This window comes from Bacillus sp. SB49, from assembly GCF_000469135.2.
GTDB lineage: Bacteria > Bacillota > Bacilli > Bacillales > Halobacillaceae > Halobacillus.
This window is the reverse complement of sequence record NZ_CP048117.1, coordinates 2,912,776-2,931,713: the sequence shown is the minus strand read 5'-3', so window position 1 is coordinate 2,931,713 and position 18,938 is coordinate 2,912,776. Positions and strand designations below refer to the sequence as shown.

General features: G+C 46.9%; 18 protein-coding genes. 10 read left to right on the top strand and 8 right to left on the bottom strand.

All coding sequences use genetic code 11. The features are described 5' to 3' along the window. Positions 1–49: 49 nt before the first annotated feature. A complete protein-coding gene (locus tag M662_RS15345) occupies positions 50–274 on the bottom strand; it encodes a hypothetical protein (RefSeq protein ID WP_008636768.1) in 225 nt (74 codons plus the stop codon). Continuing rightward, entirely contained in the window at positions 274–627 is a 354-nt protein-coding gene (locus M662_RS15340) for a winged helix-turn-helix transcriptional regulator (RefSeq protein WP_051348921.1), read from the bottom strand. The genes M662_RS15345 and M662_RS15340 overlap by 1 nt, the downstream gene beginning before the upstream one ends. Before the next feature lie 118 nt (positions 628–745). Here M662_RS15340 and M662_RS15335 point away from each other — a divergent pair, with 118 nt between their 5' ends. From M662_RS15335 to M662_RS19595, 3 genes are all read left to right on the top strand, one after another. After that, complete coding sequence (locus M662_RS15335) at positions 746–1,240, top strand: lactoylglutathione lyase family protein (RefSeq protein ID WP_026578129.1); 495 nt, start codon at positions 746–748, stop codon at positions 1,238–1,240. 115 nt (positions 1,241–1,355) lie between these two features. After that, positions 1,356–1,499, top strand: a complete 144-nt coding sequence (locus tag M662_RS19600; protein WP_236096520.1) for an RDD family protein — start codon at positions 1,356–1,358, stop codon at positions 1,497–1,499. Between the two features lie 3 nt (positions 1,500–1,502). Further along, a complete protein-coding gene (locus tag M662_RS19595) occupies positions 1,503–1,793 on the top strand; it encodes an RDD family protein (RefSeq protein ID WP_328700189.1) in 291 nt (96 codons plus the stop codon). 75 nt (positions 1,794–1,868) lie between these two features. Here the strand turns inward: M662_RS19595 and M662_RS15325 are convergent, their stop codons facing one another. From M662_RS15325 to garR, 3 genes are read right to left on the bottom strand one after another with little or no spacing between them, the layout of a single operon-like run. Further along, a complete protein-coding gene (locus tag M662_RS15325; protein WP_008636753.1) occupies positions 1,869–3,218 on the bottom strand; it encodes a GntP family permease in 1,350 nt (449 codons plus the stop codon). A gap of 23 nt (positions 3,219–3,241) precedes the next feature. Continuing rightward, the gene (locus tag M662_RS15320; protein ID WP_081694909.1) at positions 3,242–4,669 is read right to left on the bottom strand and encodes a four-carbon acid sugar kinase family protein; all 1,428 of its coding nucleotides are present in this window, start codon (positions 4,667–4,669) and stop codon (positions 3,242–3,244) included. A gap of 16 nt (positions 4,670–4,685) precedes the next feature. Further along, the gene (garR, locus tag M662_RS15315) at positions 4,686–5,588 is read right to left on the bottom strand and encodes a 2-hydroxy-3-oxopropionate reductase (protein WP_026578131.1); all 903 of its coding nucleotides are present in this window, start codon (positions 5,586–5,588) and stop codon (positions 4,686–4,688) included. 185 nt (positions 5,589–5,773) lie between these two features. Between garR and M662_RS15310 the strand changes: the two genes are divergently transcribed. Then, positions 5,774–6,385, top strand: a complete 612-nt coding sequence (locus M662_RS15310; RefSeq protein WP_026578132.1) for a GntR family transcriptional regulator — start codon at positions 5,774–5,776, stop codon at positions 6,383–6,385. A 78-nt stretch (positions 6,386–6,463) separates the two neighbouring features. On the opposite strand, the gene M662_RS15305 is transcribed toward M662_RS15310, so the two are convergent. Beyond that, positions 6,464–7,582 carry a copper resistance D family protein gene (locus M662_RS15305; RefSeq protein ID WP_026578133.1) on the bottom strand — a complete coding sequence of 373 codons (1,119 nt, stop codon included), beginning with the start codon at positions 7,580–7,582 and terminating at the stop codon, positions 6,464–6,466. A gap of 6 nt (positions 7,583–7,588) precedes the next feature. Further along, on the bottom strand, positions 7,589–8,158 hold the full coding sequence (locus M662_RS15300; RefSeq protein WP_008636747.1) for a copper resistance CopC family protein: 570 nt from the start codon (positions 8,156–8,158) through the stop codon (positions 7,589–7,591). 277 nt (positions 8,159–8,435) lie between these two features. Here M662_RS15300 and M662_RS15295 point away from each other — a divergent pair, with 277 nt between their 5' ends. Then, positions 8,436–10,319 (top strand): LTA synthase family protein, encoded by a 1,884-nt coding sequence (locus tag M662_RS15295; RefSeq protein WP_026578134.1) that lies wholly within the window; start codon positions 8,436–8,438, stop codon positions 10,317–10,319. A gap of 40 nt (positions 10,320–10,359) precedes the next feature. On the opposite strand, the gene M662_RS15290 is transcribed toward M662_RS15295, so the two are convergent. After that, the gene (locus M662_RS15290; protein WP_051348922.1) at positions 10,360–12,864 is read right to left on the bottom strand and encodes a cell wall-binding repeat-containing protein; all 2,505 of its coding nucleotides are present in this window, start codon (positions 12,862–12,864) and stop codon (positions 10,360–10,362) included. Positions 12,865–13,133: 269 nt separating this feature from the next. Here M662_RS15290 and M662_RS15285 point away from each other — a divergent pair, with 269 nt between their 5' ends. From M662_RS15285 to dhaK, 5 genes are all read left to right on the top strand, one after another. Continuing rightward, positions 13,134–14,069 (top strand): LCP family glycopolymer transferase, encoded by a 936-nt coding sequence (locus M662_RS15285; protein ID WP_026578135.1) that lies wholly within the window; start codon positions 13,134–13,136, stop codon positions 14,067–14,069. Positions 14,070–14,129: 60 nt separating this feature from the next. Further along, on the top strand, positions 14,130–15,014 hold the full coding sequence (locus M662_RS15280) for a hypothetical protein (protein ID WP_026578136.1): 885 nt from the start codon (positions 14,130–14,132) through the stop codon (positions 15,012–15,014). Between the two features lie 492 nt (positions 15,015–15,506). Continuing rightward, entirely contained in the window at positions 15,507–16,334 is an 828-nt protein-coding gene (locus tag M662_RS15275) for an MIP/aquaporin family protein (protein WP_026578137.1), read from the top strand. A gap of 28 nt (positions 16,335–16,362) precedes the next feature. Next, a complete protein-coding gene (glpK, locus tag M662_RS15270) occupies positions 16,363–17,856 on the top strand; it encodes a glycerol kinase GlpK (RefSeq protein WP_026578138.1) in 1,494 nt (497 codons plus the stop codon). Between the two features lie 71 nt (positions 17,857–17,927). After that, positions 17,928–18,923: a dihydroxyacetone kinase subunit DhaK gene (gene dhaK, locus M662_RS15265; protein ID WP_026578139.1), complete on the top strand. Its 996-nt coding sequence runs from the start codon at positions 17,928–17,930 to the stop codon at positions 18,921–18,923. The last annotated feature ends 15 nt before the right edge of the window (positions 18,924–18,938 follow it).

Sequence of the window (18,938 nt, the reverse complement as noted above, 5' to 3'; positions counted from 1 at the left end):
AAAAAGTTTTATTTATTTTTATTTCATTTGTACAGAGTAGCGAAAACAGTTATGTCAGCCAAGCCATCAGGCCGATGAAAGAGAAGAATCCTCCTGGAATGATATAGATAAATCCGATTGTTTTCTTGTCATCTGTCATAAACTGCCAACCGAAAGCGATAAGGATCAAACCGGCAGTGAAAAGTGTGATCTCTATCGACGTGCTTTGGTTCATTAAGGAGTATAGAAAAGCGAGTAGTGCAAAAGCGAGCAGTCCTTTCTGCCATAAACCCATTATAATTCTCCTTTCTCGTTAGATTCGGATCCATGTTCTGTTCCCCAGCGGTGCATGGCTTCCAAAATAGGAAGTAGTGTTTTCCCGGAAGCCGTGATTGAGTACTCCACTTTCGGGGGGATTGTATTATAAGCAGTTCTATCGATAAATCCATCTTCTTCCATCTCTTTCAGCTGTTGACTCAAAACTTTATGGGAGACGCCGGGAAGAAGTCTGCGGAGTGCATTGTACCGATGTGTACCATCGACGGTCAGGTGCCAGAGGATGACCGTTTTCCACTTGCCGCCTATTTTGTTCAATGTGTACTCAATTGAACATTTTAGTTTTCCGTTAGAATCCAAAGATGCATCCATTTCTTCCTTCCTTTCTTACCTGCGGGTTAGTGTCTTACAAAAAAGTGCATACTTACGTAAGGAACTTCTCCTTATTATAATGGGTTCTGAAAGAAAAAAGAAACTAGGAGGAAGTATTATGCTACCATATCCACGCTCGTTTTCTCATATAGGTCTATCCGTTCCTGATTTGGATGAAGCAGTTAAATTTTATACAGAGGTCTTCGGCTGGTATGTCATTATGGCCCCGTCTCCTGTGAAAAATGATGATTCACCAATCGGCCAGATGTGCCGGGACGTCTTCGGGAATGATTGGGAGGAATTCCGGATCGCCCACCTGGCTACAGGAGATAAGATCGGAGTGGAGATGTTTGAATTCCCGAATAATGAAAAACCGGAGAACAACTTCGAGTATTGGAAGACCGGTATTTTTCACTTCTGTATTCAAGACCCGGATATTGAAGGCATGGTCGATAAGATCAAGGCTCATGGTGGGAAACAGCGCATGCCGATCCGGGAATATTATCCTGGAGAAAAACCGTTTAAAATGGTCTATGTGGAAGACCCATTCGGAAATATCTTTGAAATATACACCCACAGTTATGAACTGACTTATTCAGAAGGCGCTTATTAATAGAGAGGCCGGGCAGATAATCCTCCCGGCCTCTCTATTATCATGACTGGATGTCCGCCTGTCAGCTCTGGTAAAATCGTAGGGTATTGTAGAAAGAGAAAAAGGGGGAGATCCCGTGGAACGTAAACAACCAGCAGGGTTCGGATCGAGACTGCTCGCTTCGTTCCTTGATTCATTAATCCTCGTCTCTGTAATTGGACTGCTTTATTTTGCGATTACCGGGGAATTTTCAACCGATTGGGCGGACACGTTGGAGTAGCAGCTGCTCTACACCTTTTACTTAATCATCACACCGTTAATCTGGAGTGGTTATGTCCTTGGTAAGCGAATTTGTAAAATCAGGGTGCATCGTTATGAAGATGGGGGGCAGGTGAAATTATCGAATATGATTCTTCGAGAATTCGTCGGCTATTACCTGCTAAGTATCGTGAGCTTCGGAGTGACCATTATCGTCAGCATTTTCATGGTCATTTTCCGGGAAGATAAACGGGCCATCCATGATTTCATCGGAGGCACACAGGTAATTAAGGCGGAAACATCGTATGAAAACTGAGGTTTCACACGTATAAGCAAGCGGAACAGGAAAGTTAAAAAGCCCGTCGGTTCCATTGGAACGACGGGCTTTATTTTATATGCCAGGCAGGATGCCGCTGAACAGACTCAGGAGGAAGACCATAACAAGAGCACTGACCCCGGCAATAAATCCACCGAGTGTCCAGGCCTTCAGTGTATCTGGAACAGAGAGCTTGCTGAACCGATTGACCACCCAGAATCCGGAATCGTTCGGAAGGGATAACCCGACACCACCGGCACAGATCGCCAGACCGACAAGAACAGGGGAGACGCCCAGTTCTACGATCATCGGTCCCATGATGCTGGAAGTGGTGACAAGCGCAACAGTCGTGGAACCGAGGGAAGCGCGCAGAATTTGAGAAAACAGGAAGGCAAGCAGGATGACCGGGATACTCCAGCTCTGCATCGTCTGAATCAAATGATCTCCGATACCGCTTTCATTTATTACGGCACCAAATCCTCCGCCGGCTCCTGTAATAAGCAGGATGCTTCCTGATGTACTAAGCGCTTCGTTATACAACGTTTGGTTAGGTTTTTGAATGTATTTTGGCAGCACGATAATCGCAACGAGGACACTGAGGAACAACGCGACGTTTTTATCTCCGATCAGTCCGATAATGCTTGCGAATCCCGTATTCGGTACCGCTAAATTTGTAACCGTATTCAGAAGAATCAATACGATAGGAAGCAGGAGGATGGTAAACGATAAGCCGGTGCTGATCGTCGGTCCTGTTTCTTCAACGGTCGCTGCCACTTCGGCAGACGCGTCCTCATCCTGACCGGAGCGGACGCGTTTACCGATGAATGTACCGTATAAGTATCCCCCGACAAGCGTCGCAGGAATGGCGCAGATTAATCCGTATAAAATGAATAGTCCTAAATCAGCACCGGTATTTTCTGCGACAACGAGCGGGCCCGGAGTTGGGGCAATCATACTGTGGGAAACGATCAAACCGACCCCGAGAGCTGTGACAAAGGTGACGATCGAAATGCCGGTACGACGGGATAAGCTGCGGACAAGCCCGGATAGGATGACGAAAGCGGCGTCAAAGTAAACGGGAATACCAACCGTAGCTCCAGTAAGACCAAGACCTGCCGGGGACTTCTTGAGTCCAAAGACGGTCAGGATGGACTTGGCGATTTTTTCGATAGCACCGGAAGCGGCGAGGAACTGGCCGAAGATGACGCCGAGGCCGATAAGAATACCGACCCCTGCCAGTGTGTTACCGAAACCGCCGACGATAATGCCTGGAATTTCCGAAACCGGCATGCCGATGATCAGACCTGTCATCAATGCCACAGCAAGTAAAGAAAGAAACGGCTCAAGCTTGACCTTTAGAATAAGGAAGAATAGGAGAGCCAAAGAAAGGAAGAACACGAGAATCAGTAGATTTCCTGTTAGCATTAGGGTTCACCTCTTCAAAGGATTTAGTCGATCAACGCGACGACTTCTTTCAATGTATGGATTGTTCCGACGTTGCCCGGGAAAATAATATACGGGAGGTGTGGGTATTTGCTTTCTTCGCTCGTCTCCCAAACAGGTACACCTGGAGCCACCTGTCCTTTGACCGTCGCCTGTTTTACACCAAGACCATTTGTCCCAACGTCGCTTGAAGTAATACCACCCTTAGCGATGATATATTTCGGAGAGCTCTTTAACTGCCGGACGATGGCTGTTACGGCTTCCGATATCTGGACGGAAAGCATCAGCTCTTTCTCTTCCTGGCCGTCCCCCAACTCCAGACGGTCCCTTCTTGTGTAAATAACAGTTGATGTTCCCTCTTCCACTTTCTCATCTGCTTCTCGTCTCACACGTTCCACTTCTTCACGGAATGCTTTTGGTTCAAGAACAAGGTGGCTGTTGAATTCGATGAAGTGAAGGCCGGAGATCGTTTTTAACTGCTCCAGCTGGTCTGTCGTCTTTTGGACATGGGAACCGACAACGACAAGTCCGCCTTGTTCAGACCGGTCATGGACGAGTTCTTCTTTCGTCAACAGAGGCTTTGAATGGATATTGCCTACAATTTTCGTAAAGGTTGCCGCCGTTCGATATAAGAATTCTTTTCCAGACTGGAGTGCCTGGATGAGAGCGATGGTAAATACTTTTACATCTGTTTCCGTCACGGCATCGACGATGACTTTGCCGAAATGATCGACCTTCATCAGTTGGTCTGTAATCGCTTCGATTTCGCCTTGGCGTATAGAAGCGAGTGTGACATGAGTAACGTCTTCAGCCTTGTAAGCACCATCGGTCATTTCTTCCACATAGTCGCCCAGGTGACTGGCTGAGAAGCCGAACGTCCGGTCTCCGGCAAATTCCGATTCTCCAACGGGGGTCCAGCTTCCGTCGCTGACGATATAGTGAACGCCCTCCACCGTCAGCCTTCCTCCTTCCTTAAAATAAGGAAGGATTACTTCCCCATCAATCCTGCGTTCTGACCTTCGTTCCAATTCGTTTTTTAATACTTCTGTCTCTAATGGGTAGTGGCCGCGAAGTGTCGAATCTCCCCGACTGATTAGAAGATAGGGAGTGTTGTTTTCCTGTGCAATCTGCTCGACACGAGCGGCGATTCTTCTGTGGACTTCTTCCGTCTTCTTCGCACGGAAAGCACGGGAATTCGTCAAGATGAAGAAGATCTGTCCGTCTTCTTCAAAGCCTTTGCGGATCGTCGCTTCCTCCCAGTCGGTAAAAACGGTAACGCCGTGTACAGTCTGCACACCAGTGGGATCATCATCAAGAACAACGATTTTGTGCTGGAAGTCTGCGTAGGCATCCTTAAATGCGTTTTCCCATTCTTCTTCGTTCTGTACAGGCAGGCTTTTGATATAAGATTCTGGATTATGTGTCTCGATCATTCTCATCATCCTTTCTTTATTTTCCTTCGAAAACTGGTGCAGCTACCTTCGTACCGGCTGTTTTCTCGTAGTACTGGATCAGACCGCCGTGATCGTCTGCTGCCTTCCCATCTGTAATTAGTTCATTAAACATGGATAGAACACGATCGGAGAGCGGCATATCCACTTCCAATTCTTTCGCTGTGTTCAATACATTCGTCAAGTCCTTTGCGTTGATATCGATTCTGCCACCGGCAACAAAATTTCGTTCGAAGATAAGCGGTGCTTTCGCATCCAGTACAGCGCTTCCTGCAAGGCCGCTTCGAATCGCTTCGTACATCTTCGGAAGGTCGATACCTGCTTTCGCAGCCAGAATGAAGGCTTCTGACATCGCTGCGATATTAACATTGACCATGACCTGATTGGCCAGTTTCGCTGTTGTACCACTGCCAACCGCTCCTACCAAAACGATGTTCGTTCCCATGCATTCCAACAGCGGCAGCACTTCCTGGAAAGCATCTTCTTCTCCGCCTGCCATAATAGCAAGGGTTCCGTCCAACGCTTTCGGCTCGCCACCACTCACTGGTGCATCCATCATCCGCAGGTGATGCGTTTTCAATTCTGTCGCTATTTTCTTCGTTTCGACCGGGGAGATCGAACTCATATCGATGACGATGGCGCCCGGTTTGGCGCCTTCCACCACGCCGTTTTCTGCGAATAAGGCGCTCTCCACATGCGCAGCTTTGGGAAGCATCGTAATGATGACATCGCTTTCATAAGCGGCATCTTTGGAACTCGTACAAGCGATGGCTCCTTGGGCGGCCAGTGCCTCTGTCGCCTTCTGGTTAAGGTCGAAAGCTTTCACTGTATGTCCATGGGCGATCAGATGACCTGCCATCGGTTTCCCCATAATTCCTAAGCCGATAAATCCTATCTTCATTGTAGAATCCCTCCGTTTTGTAATGGTATCGCTTTCATTTATTGTTCTCATTGTATAGTATATACTCTATTTTGTATACAAAAAAATAAAAAATGTACACAAATAAGTATTTGCCAACCATGTTATAATTGGAAAAAGGTGTATTAGAGGAGGGCGAAAGCTGCTGGACTATGCAGCGTACATAGATGAAAAAGAACACAGCATACGTGCAAGCATATGAATACTTAAGAGAGCAGATAGTAGACGGGGAGATCCCTGCAGGAACAAAACTGGTAGAAGATAAATACGCAAAGCTCCTCGGAATCAGCCGGACGCCGATTCGCGAAGCGTTACGCAAGCTGGAGGAGGAAGGGCTTGTAAAAGAAAAAAAAGTCGTTCAGCCGACAGAAGCAGATCTGCGTGATATCTTCCGTGTACGCATCTTATTGGAAGGCGACGCAGCCAGAACAGCGGCAACGTATATGGACAAAGAGACGCTTGCGGAACTGAAGGAAACGATCGTTGTCAGCCGCCGCGGCAATCATGAAGAGATGATGAATTCAAACAAGCGCTTCCATGATATTATCGTAGAATCGAGTAAGAACCGGTTTATAATCGAGACGATCAACCGGATGCAGTCGATTATTTACTTGTTTCGTAAAACGGTCGTCTATCATGACCGCCCGCGCTTGATTGATGAGCATGAGGAGATATATGAGGCAATCGAACGCAGGGATGCAGCAGAAGCGGAACGCCTTCTACAAATCCATCTCCAGGAAGATCTTGATTTCTTTCTGCATATATCAAAGACAAAATGAACCAGTGAGACTGGAGTAGAAAGATGTTTCTAAACAAAATAAAAAAACGAATCCTTATAAGGATTCGTTTTTTTATATTTATTGGACACCGGTCATGACGCCGAGATAGAAGGTAATGATCATGGCGGCGCCCGCCGTTGCTGTCATGGATACAGAAGATTTTTTCACTGCTGTCACCAAGGCAAGCAGAAGAAAAAGTGTACCAAGCAGGAGCAACAGCCAGCTCATTGGACCGAAAGCAAAAGTGACATTGACGATTCCGCTTTCTTGTTTGTCGGTAAAGACCGAGTATAAGAAAGAGGCATCAGCAGCCGGTGTGCCTCCCTGACTCGGTATTCCCACCCTTCCCATGTAAGACGTCCATAAGAAGGCAATCAGAGCGAACAGACTTTCCGCCTTGGTCCATGGAAACGGATTGAATGTTTGATCTTCCCGTTTCCTCCTGAAGAGAATACCGTTAATCACAGCGAACATAATGATGGCCAAGAAAAACAGATGTTTCCAAAGCAGCCCTTGTCCATAGCTTGAGGCGAGACCGTCTTCATAGGCTTGAACAGTACCTAAGTTCGTATTCCCGTATGCATGCAGATCGATCGACATCGTAAAGAAACCGGAGACGGTTACGATGAGCAGGGCAGCGATTGCCGTCGGTGTAAACCAGCGTAAAAAAGCACTCCAGTTTTCCGTTCCTTTAGACAGCCAACTGACAATGAACAAAATCCCCAGCCAGAGGGAGACGGCAAGAAAATGAATTGTGTGAGCCATTTGCCCCTGCCAGCCTGCAAGGGAAGTGGTATGGCTGGATTGGGTGTAACTGATAATCATGGCAATGACGAGTGCGAGCGAAAGCGACACAAGGTACTTATTCTCCGCTGCCCCTTTGATTGTCCAAATCAAAAGAAGCAGCACGCCGAATAAGGTGATGAATAAAAATGATTTTCCTATGGAAAATGTAAACAGGACGTTCATGAATGCCTGCTGCCACGTGTCTACCCTGGCAAGCGTTCGGGTAACGGGCAGGATCGGCAGAAAGGCCGCAGCGATCGTAAGCATACTCGCCGTGATAATCAGCTTATTCGGTATAACCATCGGTGGTTTAGACGTTTCTGCAATCAGTAATAACAATAATCCCCCAATTAAAAGAGAGAAAGAGATATAGAGAGCGACTTCAGCTGCGAAAAGCGTAATTTCCATCATCTATTTTCACTTCTTACTAAAGGCAAGACGTCCGATTAAAACGAGAACAAGTGCAATAATGATGCCGAGAAGTACGTAAAAGAAGACGGGGAATCCTGAGTCCTCATCTGCAGTATCCTGCTCGGACTCAACGGCGGAATCTTCCTGATCTGGAGACTCTTCCTGTCCTTCATCGGATGGTGTTTCCACCGCTTCTTCTTCCACTGTTTCCGGCTCTTCGTAAGTTGTGGTGAAGGTAAATTCCTTTTCAATGATATGACCGTCTGCACCGACGATGTTCCAGTTCACCGTATAGTCACCGGCAGGAAGCGGATCATTAAGGTTTGCGGTCATCATATTATCTGCAATGTCTACAGAAGCAGGCTCCATCACTTCTCCGTTTCCGTCTGTGATGGTCAGGGTGCTCGCTTCTTCAATCTCAGTATTGAAGGTAAGTTCAATCGATTCCACAGGTTCCTCCACGGTAGAATCAGCTTCTGGATTAGAACTCTCCAGTGAGGTATGTGCTTCTACAATAGTTAAAGGCGCCATTACAAAGAATAAGAGGGCTGCCATTATAATCGTCCATTGTTTCATGGATCTCTCCCTTTCTTTTCTATTGTCCGATCGTCCCGGTGCTGCAATCATGTCGTCATTGGAATGTAATGTTGACGGCAGTGGGAAGGTGCGGCTTTTTGACGTAGTCATTTTAGTCTATAGTACACAGGATAGTCAAAACATATCAAAGAGATTCCACACAATCGTCATAGAAATGTGAACAAAATAAGAATAAGAGCGGCTTATGACCCTGTGATTATTTACAAATCGTTTACATAATCTTAACACTTCGATAGAATATTGTAGAGGTGTTTATATGAAAGATTCTATTACAAGGTTAATAAAGAGTTACTTTTTCTATTTTTCTATCATGATCGCTTTAAAGTTTATTATATTTCGATATGTACTGCTGTACGACACGAACATTTTCAGGGGGATATGGTTTGAATTCATGGTCGTGTTGACCTTAATTGCCGCCTTTGAATTGGTTCTGAAGAAAGGGAAAGTCTATGTCTACATAGTTCTGGATGTCATTCTTACCCTCCTGTTCATTTCCATGCTTGTCTATGAGCGGTATTTCGGTACCATTCCTACCTATTATGATTTGACTCAGCTTAATCAAGTAGGAAGTGTCAATGAAAGTGCGATGATGCTCTTCCGGCCGACAGACTTATTGTTCTTCGCCGACCTCGTCCTCTTCGCCATCCTTACGGTATGGACGAGAAAGTGGGGCAGAAAGACCCGCAACTACACATCGAACGTATGGATGGGCAGCCTGCTTGTTATTGGATTAATTGCTTCCATCGTCAATTTTCAGATGAGTAAGAGCGATCCGATGCTGGACAGCGCTTTGTTTGCGAAGGAGAACGGATTGTTTAATTCACAGTTTGTCCAGTTTTACCAGGACCGGGCAAACAGTGAGACGGCTCTCGCTTTCTCCGGCGCAGATCAGAACGTGACGCAGGAGATGATTGAAGAAACAAAAGGAAATGATTATGTACCAATGAGTGAGCACAATCATTTCGGTGTAGCTGAAGATCGTAACTTGATTGTGATTCAGGTGGAATCTCTGCAGAACTTCGTCATTGGAAAATCACTAAACGGTCAGGAGATAACGCCTAACATCAATAAATGGATCAAAGACAGTATGTACTTCTCCAATCTTTATCAGCAGATCGGATCTGCCAATACTGCTGATGCGGAATACTTGATGAATACATCTCTCTATCCACTGGGAAGTAAGGCTACCTCAGAGGAAATGACCGATATGAAGATTCCGTCCCTGCCGAGAATTCTTGATCAGAACGGATACCACTCCGTTACGATGCACGCGGACGAAGTCGAGTATTGGAACAGAGATGTCATGTATCCGGCCCTCGGTTTCGATGATTACTATGCAAAGGAATTCTACGGGGAGAAAGATACGGTGGGCTTTGGCCCATCCGATGGAGTTTTCTTCGAACGTTCGCTTGCTGCTTTGGACAATATTGCGGACAAAGAAGGTAAATTCTACGCGCATGCGCTTACGTTAACAAGTCATACCCCGTTTGAAATGCCGGAAGATAAGGAAGGACTTGATCTTCCTGAGGAATACGAAGGGACATTGACCGGTAACTATCTACAGTCTGTCCATTACGCGGATCAGGAGCTAGGGAAGTTCTTCCAAGGTCTGAAAGATAAAGGACTCTGGGAAAATTCCGTCATCGCCATGTATGGGGATCATTCCGGCCTTCACGGAAAACTGCTTACATCCAAAGACCAGGATTTGCTTGATGATTTCATTGGTGGCCGTTATTCACTGGCCAAGCGTTTCAACATTCCATTTGTTATCGGCGTTCCGGGAGAGGAAGAGGAGCTTTCGGGTGAAGTGGATCACCTCGGCGGTCAAATCGATATGATGCCGACGGTTTTGAATCTTCTTGGTGTGGAACCGGATACTATTTATTTCGGACATGATCTGCTTCATTATGAGGATAACCTTTTAGGTATGAGGTATTATGTACCGACAAGTTCCTTCTTTAAAAACGGCAGGTTCTACATCGCTGAGAACAGTCGTTTCGCACCACGCATTATCGATCTGGAAACAAACGAGCGTATTGAGAACCAATATGACGATCCAAAAGCATCATTTGCCAAGGAACAGCAGGACATTCTGCAGCTTCTGGAATGGTCGGATGCCTATTTTGAGTCATTGAAGTAAAGGAAGAGCCCTCTCCATTTATGGAGAGGGCTCTTCTTATTTATTGATCCAAAAACTTTCTTAAATGATATCCTACCTCTTTGCTGATGGCGGCTGTACCACCCAGAATGGAGATCACCTCAGGAGAGGCGCCGTTCAAGAATGTGATGACTTCCGGTGATATCCGGTCGTGACGTACGAGCACGATCGGTTTCGATTCCTTGGCTGCAAGGACGGAACCGGTCAACGCATCTGCGAATTGAAAGCCGGTAGCAGCATATATTCCATCAGCCTCCATACCTGTACCTTCTATAAACCTTACAGCCGTATCAAAGCGATTCTCTCCTGCATATCGGACGGGATTCGGGAGCATACGCACGACGGAATCATTCACGACACCCGTTCCGCCTATGACAATGGTTTCCTGCAAGGTATCGGTAATCTCTTTCACTTCAGGTGACAGCGTTTTTTCCTTTGTCAATAATATGGGCAGGGAATGCCTTGCAGCGTAGGGAGCGGACGCAAGGGCATCCGGGAAGTTTCGGCCGGACGAAACGACAGCACTCGTCAGTGACCTTCCCAGTAATTGCTTCAGTTCTTCAGCAATCTCTACAGAAGTTTCATAGCGGTCACCCCCTGCAACTCTTGTCACTTGGAGGCCTTGTGACCGTATTTCTTTTTCTACGTTGGCAGATACCGCGTTGATGCCTCCGATGATATAAACCGAAGATGCACCCAGTCGTCCTATTTCCCGTTTCGTTTCTGTTCCCAACCGATCAGGTCTTGTCAAAAGGATGGGAGCATCCAACTGATACGCCAGCGGAGAAGCGGAAAGAGCATCGGGAAAGTCAAATCCTGTTGCAATCAGGACGGAACCTGCTCCATCCTGCCATCCTTGTTTGGAGATCTCTACTGCTGTCTCGAATCTGTCTGTACCGCTGATTCTCTCGGCCTGTGGAAGCTCCTGATCAAGCGTAAGAGTATAGGGCTGCGCAGACCAGTTCTCATAGTAGTCATACACACCGATGTAATAGGTGCCCTCTCCAGCTTGAAACGTGAGCGTCTCGGCTATTCCTTGACCATGCTCGTCGATGTAGTCCTGCTCATAAATCGATCCGTTCATTTCCCGGTATACGACCAGGACGGGGTCGATGTGCCCGGCTGGATGGTGGAGCCTTAGTGAAGCTTGCCCTGGTGCCTCCGCGTTCCATTTATATAAGTCTCTGTCACTTGGATAATTTAACGATTCGGAAAGCGATCCGATTTGAAGGGGCCTTGTTTTACTGAGATCCCATGCAGAGGAGTCCTCTACTAAAGATTTTAGTCCGGTGCGAAGAGCAGCAGCGCCGTTTACTTGTCCAAATCCCAGCTGTTCATTAGATTCTCCGCGGAGCAGCTGATCGGAACTTGCCTGAAGGGCATATTCAACTTCCGAAGGCTCCCAGTCTCTATGTTCGGATATCAGTAAGGCGGCTAGTCCGCTGACAATCGGTGCAGAGTAGGAAGTACCACTGCCGACTCCGTATGTGCCGTCGTAACTTGTGCTGAAAATGTCCACCCCCGGCGCAGCGACATCAATGTGGCTGCCGATATTGGAGAACGGCGCATGTCTTGGGGAGGATGAGGTCGTGTCGGTTGCGCCGACGGCAATCACCCAAGGGTAGCCGGCCGGGTAAGCAGGGACGTTGGTCTCTTCATTCCCGGAAGCGGCTACGAGTGTAATTCCAGCGTCGTAGGCTTCCAGCAGCTTTTCCTGTACGGCTGGGTCATTATAAAAGCTTCCAAAACTCATGTTGATGACATCGGCATGGTTATCGACAGCGTAATCGATTCCGCGCAGGACTGCTGAAGTGTAGACGCTTCGGTCATCTCCAGCTTTGATAGGAATCACTTTAATACCGGGTGCAACACCGATACCGCCTCTGCTATTGGTGTTTGCAGCAAGTATCCCTGTTACATGGGTTCCATGTCCCGCACCATCAGAACGGACGGGACCGTTCGTAAATGCATCGAACCCTGCTGTCAAACGACCCTGCAGATCCTCATGGGAAGGCAGTACTCCCGAGTCAATCACTGCCACGCTCACTTCTTTTGTGCCCTTGGTCACATCCCAGGCCTGTTCCATACCAATCTTTTTTAAATAATCCTGGTAAGAGCGGTAATAGACATCCCAGGGCTTGTACATCGGAGTATAAATGATATTAGGGGAAGCGCTTTCCACTCCCTCCATACTTTGAATCCGGCGGAGTTCCTGATGGTAGTCAAGCTGTACAGGGATACGTAATAGGAGTAATGGATCCGCTTGGACCTCTTCATATTCAGGGAAATCTAAAGAAGTTCCGGGAGTTAGTTGGACGACTACCTGCCTGTCATGAATCGCCGTCATGGGCACTTTCTTTATACTCTGAACATATACACCCTTATGCTTTTCTCCAAGACGTATGGCTTCTATTTCTTTATCAAAGCTGTCAATCTTTCTCATTGCTTCTGCTGATATGGGAACAGCGGACATAAGTGTAAAAGACAGGATGGTTAGAATTAGGAAGCCGAGTCGATTCTTATTCAATACGATCCCCCCTGTTTTTTTGAGATAATATGATTATGCTTATACGTAAGACTTATGACTTATGCTCCATTCCGTACTGCATAGGATATATTCAGGAATATAGTCCTGTTAGGTATATACCCCGGGGTAGGGATCTTAGCCGTTTTTTTGTCATTTTTTACATAATAATGACGGAGTCCCGTTCTTTTCTACTAAAAACGAATTGTATAAATATTCTACTTTTTATATAATGGGGAATAGATTGCTAGAAAAAATTGGAGTGAAAGAGAATGGGTCGTGCAAACAAGAAGAAAAAAGGATTATGGTGGAAGGTTCCCGTTATTGTTGTCGTACTATTGGCGATTACGACGGGGGTATATGCTTTCACCGTTTACAATGGTGCCAAAGCCACAGTCGATAAGAAGATGAACCAGCAGGTCGCTGCCATAGACACAAAGGTGACCAAGAAGAAAGTGAAAGCAACCGAACCTCTGAACATTCTTCTGCTCGGCGTAGATCAACGGGCGAATGACCGCGGAAGATCGGATGCACTGATGGTGCTGTCCCTTGATCCGAAGAATGACAGAAGTCAAATCGTTAGTATTCCAAGGGATTCACGAACCGAAATGGTCGGCGACTCCAAGCATAACGGCGAACTGGATAAGATTAATCACGCCTATGCTTTCGGAGGTGCAGATATGTCGATTCAAACGGTAGAGAACTTTCTAGATATCGATCTCGATTATTATGTGCGGATCAATATGGAAGGCCTCTCGGAACTGGTTGATGCTGTCGGTGGTGTCACCATTGATAACAACCTGGATTGGCAAGGTTCCAATGGTTTCCACTACAAGAAAGGGACGCTGAACCTGGATGGGGACGAAGCACTCGGCTATGTACGCATGCGTTATGAAGATCCTAAAGGTGATTTGGGGCGGAACGAGCGCCAGCGCCAGATTATCCAGGCTGTCGTCGATAAAGGGGCAAATGTCGGTTCTGTCAATAAGATCGATGATGTTCTCGACGTCCTTGGAAACAATGTGGCGACAAACTTGGATTTTGATACGATGAAAGATCTCATGGTCAATTATAAAGATACACGCAAGGACATGACTACCTACCAAATGTCCGGTTCAGGCACTAGGATCGGCGGTATCTACTACATGCAGATCAGTGATCAAGAAGTTCAGAAAGCTCGTCAAAAAATCCAGGATTATAATTCATAAACGGTAAAGTTCCGCCTTCCAAGCGGAACTTTTTCATTTTGTCGAAAGGAGGGAATTTCCATGTTGAAATTTAAGAAGGGTGCCGGCTGGATCTTGGTCATTGCATCGGTCTTCTTGGGGCTCGGTATCGTCCTTGGTGAAAATTTATCCCTGTTTAAGAAGGTACTTCCATATACAGGATTGGGACTGTTGCCGGCTTTCGCCGGTTTTTACCTGATTAGAGGAAAGGAGAAAATCCGTGTAACGCTCAGGGACATGAAAGTGTACACCTTAATCACCTTGTTCCTTCCATTATTCGCTTACATTCTGATATGGCTGCCTGCTAAGTGGAAAGGTGTTTCCCGGACGGAGCAGGACTTTGCGTTCGATGCTTCGTCTGTCGGGTGGATTTCCAACGTGCAGACTATTCTGCTAACGGGTCTTCTTATCTGTTTCTCTTACATATTTCTAAAGACCTTCAGAAGGATACGAGGGTATGTTTGGGGGCTGCTTGTTTTGTTTCTTTTCTTATACAGTGGCACGCTGCTTTCTACGATGGATGATTTTCGTGCAATAAGAGATGATGGGATCGTTCAGGTGGAATTAGGCACGAAAGAGAAGGTGTCGTGGATGGAGGTGGAGGAAGCCCGGCTCATTCCCTTCATCGATTATCCATTGTTTACGGACGAAGAAGTGCTGAGCTGGAAGTTTGAATTCGATACGGAAGAAGGCGAAACGTACACCTTTGATTCTTTCTTTTATGAAGACAAGCAGGTGAAGGAGAGTCTGTCTGTCAAAGCGAAGGTGATGGAAGAAGGGATTCCGTTTACGATCGTGAAAATGAATGAAGACCAGTGGAATCTTCTGGAGGAGGAAGACAGGGAAGGAACTAATTTACGCAGGGATTATTATGAATTGATCGGCTACGATGCTTTTTACGGGAAGTATCTTGGAGATATAGAGTAAAAAGCTCCCTGACGACACGTTCTAAGTGAAGCACCCCGCTCTTCTGTGGTCTCACCTCTACACCCACACTTCGATAATATGAGCAGGGTATCGTTTTTCCATTCGTTTAGTGCGATGAAATGGACTGAAGTTTTAGTTGGAAAGACAATAACCTAAAGGACAAATGGATACGAAGCCTATTCCTTACACAACGTGGAACGGAAGCTTCAGACATAGGAGGATATAGAAGCGAATTTGAACCATACTAAGGAAACAACAAATCCAATGGAAATAGAGAAATAGTAATTTTTTCTAGTTCCATTTGTTCATTTAATTATGAAAATAAAGTTGACAGCGTTTACATGTGAGTGTATAGTAGGAATCAACAAGTTAAGCATGTGATGGAGACGAGGAGACTCACACTATTCGCTACTTTTTCATCAAAAAGTAAGCGCTTTAGGTGAGTCTTTTTTTAATCCATGCAGCTTGAAAACAAGATAAGGGGTGTGGCTGATGTCTGAATTCCTTGGTGAATTGATTGGTACAATGATTTTGATCATCTTCGGCGGCGGTGTCGTCGGCGGTGTTGTTTTGAAGAAGTCGAAAGCGGAAGGTGCCGGCTGGGTCGTCATTACGATCGGATGGGGGCTGGCTGTTACGATGGGGGTTTATGCGGTCGGAGGATTTACCGGCGCACACTTGAACCCGGCGGTGACGCTCGGATTTGCGGCGATCGGTGAATTTGCATGGGCGAAGGTTCCTGTTTATATTGCGGGACAAATGGTTGGTGCCTTCATCGGTGGAGTGATTGTGTTCTTGAACTACCTTCCTCACTGGAGGGAAACGGAAGATAAAGGTGCGAAGCTGGCTGTGTTCTCCACAGATCCCGCTGTACGAAGCCCTTTCTCAAACCTTGTAAGTGAAATTATCGGTACGTTCGTATTGGTTATGGGCTTGTTGTTCATTGGTGCAAACGAATTCACGGAAGGATTAAATCCGCTGATCGTCGGTGCTTTGATTATCGCGATCGGAATGTCACTGGGTGGAGCTACAGGGTATGCCATTAACCCGGCACGAGATCTTGGGCCGAGAATCGCCCACGCTCTGCTTCCAATCCCGGGCAAAGGCGGATCAGACTGGAGCTATGCATGGGTACCGATTGTCGGACCTGTTCTTGGTGGTATTTATGGGGCGGTATTCTACCGCGCAATATTCATGCAGGACTATACTGCTGTTTTCTGGGGATTGTCAGTCGTCGTAGCAGTTGTTCTTATTGCGGCAGCAAGTTCTGAATTAAAGAAGAATGCATCCGTAACGAAGATTGAAGAAAAAATCAGCTGATAGAGATATAAAAAAGGAGAGGATTTTCATGGCAGAGAAGTACATTTTGTCTATTGATCAGGGGACGACGAGCTCGAGAGCAATTCTTTTTAACAAAGAAGGAAAAATTGTAGAAACAGGCCAGAAGGAATTTGAACAATTTTTCCCGAAACCAGGCTGGGTCGAACATAATGCGAATGAAATTTGGACATCCGTCCTTGCTTGTATTGCCGACGTATTACGTAAAGCAGACGTAGAGCCACAGCAGGTTGCCGGAATCGGTATTACGAACCAGCGGGAAACAGCTGTCGTATGGGACCGTCATACAGGGAAACCAATCTATAACGCAATTGTCTGGCAGTCCAGACAGACGGAAGACATTTGTAAAGAGCTGCGTGCGGCGGGTCATAATGAGTTGTTCCGTTCGAAAACAGGTCTTCTGCTCGATCCGTATTTCTCTGGTACAAAGGTGAAGTGGATTCTGGATAACGTGGAAGGTGCCCGTGAAAAAGCGGAGAACGGGGACTTGATGTTTGGTACGATCGATACTTGGCTTGTCTACCGCCTTTCCGGTGGAAAAGCGCATATCACCGACTATTCCAACGCATCAAGGACGTTGATGTACAACATTTACGATCTTAAATGGGATGAAGAGCTTCTTGATATTTTAGGTGTACCTAAATCCATGCTTCCTGAAGTCAAACCATCTTCAGAAGTGTATGCGAAGACAGTGGATTACCATTTCTTCGGACAGGAGGTCCCTATTGCCGGTATCGCAGGAGATCAACAGGCGGCATTGTTCGGACAAGCCTGCTTTGAGAAAGGGATGGCTAAGAATACGTATGGAACCGGCTGCTTCATGCTTATGAATACAGGGGAAGAAGGGGTCGCTTCTGAACATGGTCTCTTGACGACACTTGCGTGGGGGATCGATGGCAAAGTCGAATATGCCTTGGAAGGAAGTATTTTTGTAGCAGGATCAGCTATCCAATGGCTGCGTGACGGTTTGAATCTCATCGATAGTGCACCGGAGTCAGAAGGATATGCGACTTCTGTCGATTCTTCCGACGGTGTATATCTTGTACCGGCATTCGTCGGTCTTGGAACACCGTACTGGGACAGCGATGCCCGCGGAGCTGTCTTCGGATTGACTCGTGGTACGTCCAAAGCCCACTTTGTCCGGGCTACACTGGAATCACTAGCTTATCAAACGAAAGATGTGCTGGATGCAATGATTGCTGATTCCGGCATCGATTTGAAGGCCCTTCGTGTGGACGGTGGAGCCGTGAAGAACGATTTCCTTATGCAGTTCCAGAGCGACATGCTTGGTGTGCCTGTTGAGCGGCCGGTGGTTCAGGAAACAACAGCACTAGGTGCTGCCTTCCTGGCAGGACTTGCCGTCGGTTATTGGAAAGATAAAGATGAAATTAAGCAGCATTCTGATAATGAGCGTACGTTTACGGTAGAAATGAGCAAAGAGGAACAAGATAAGTTGTACAGCGGCTGGAAGAAAGCTGTAGAAGCAACAAGACAATTCAAGTAATGAAGAAGGGCACCTTTTTTCCATGGAAAGAGGGTGCCCTCTTACATATTGTCAAAAGGGAGTGAGTATGGATGAAGAAAATAATGAATGAACCTGAACAAATTATTCATGAGATGTTGGACGGTTTGACGTCTGCCTACCCTGAAAAAATGAGACGCCTGGAAGAAACTACGGTGATTGTAAGAAAAGACGCACCCGTGGAAGGAAAGGTCGGGATAGTGAGCGGAGGCGGGAGCGGACATGAACCCGCTCATGCTGGTTTTGTGGGCAAAGGCATGTTGGACGCAGCCGTTTCCGGAGAGGTGTTCACATCTCCTACTCCTGATCAAATATTAGAAGCCATTAAAGCCGTTGACAGCGGAGCCGGCGTCCTGCTGGTCGTCAAAAACTATACGGGAGATGTCATGAACTTCGATATGGCTAAAGAGTTGGCAGAAGCAGAAGGAATTGCTGTGGAAAGTGTGCTTGTGAATGATGACGTAGCCGTCGAGGATAGCTCATTTACGACAGGCAGACGCGGGGTCGCCGGTACGGTGTTCGTCCACAAAATTGCCGGGGCGAAAGCAGAAGAAGGAGCTTCCCTTGAAGAAGTCAAGCAGACAGCTGAACACGTTGTTCATAATGTCCGGACGATGGGGGTGGCACTAAGCCCGTGCATCATGCCGACATCCGGGGAGCCGAGCTTTCATTTGGAGGACGGTGAGATGGAACTCGGGATCGGCATTCACGGGGAGCCGGGGGTGGAGACCAAGCCCCTGGCCACCGCAGACGAAATCGCCACAGCGCTTCTGGACAGTGTGCTGTCAGAATTGGAGCCGGTAGGAAACGACCAGGCTGCGGTCATGATCAATGGGATGGGAGCTACACCGGAGATGGAACTGTACGTGTTTAACCGCAAAGTACAGGAATTGCTTGCCGAGAAAGGGGTTTCCGTTTGTCGTACTTTTGTTGGGGAATATATGACATCCCTTGAAATGGCAGGCTGCTCTCTGACTATATTGAAGGTGGATGACGACTTGAAGGCGTTATTGAATGCGCCGTCCGAGGCTCCCGCATTCCGTTATTGAGAAGGAGGAGTATAC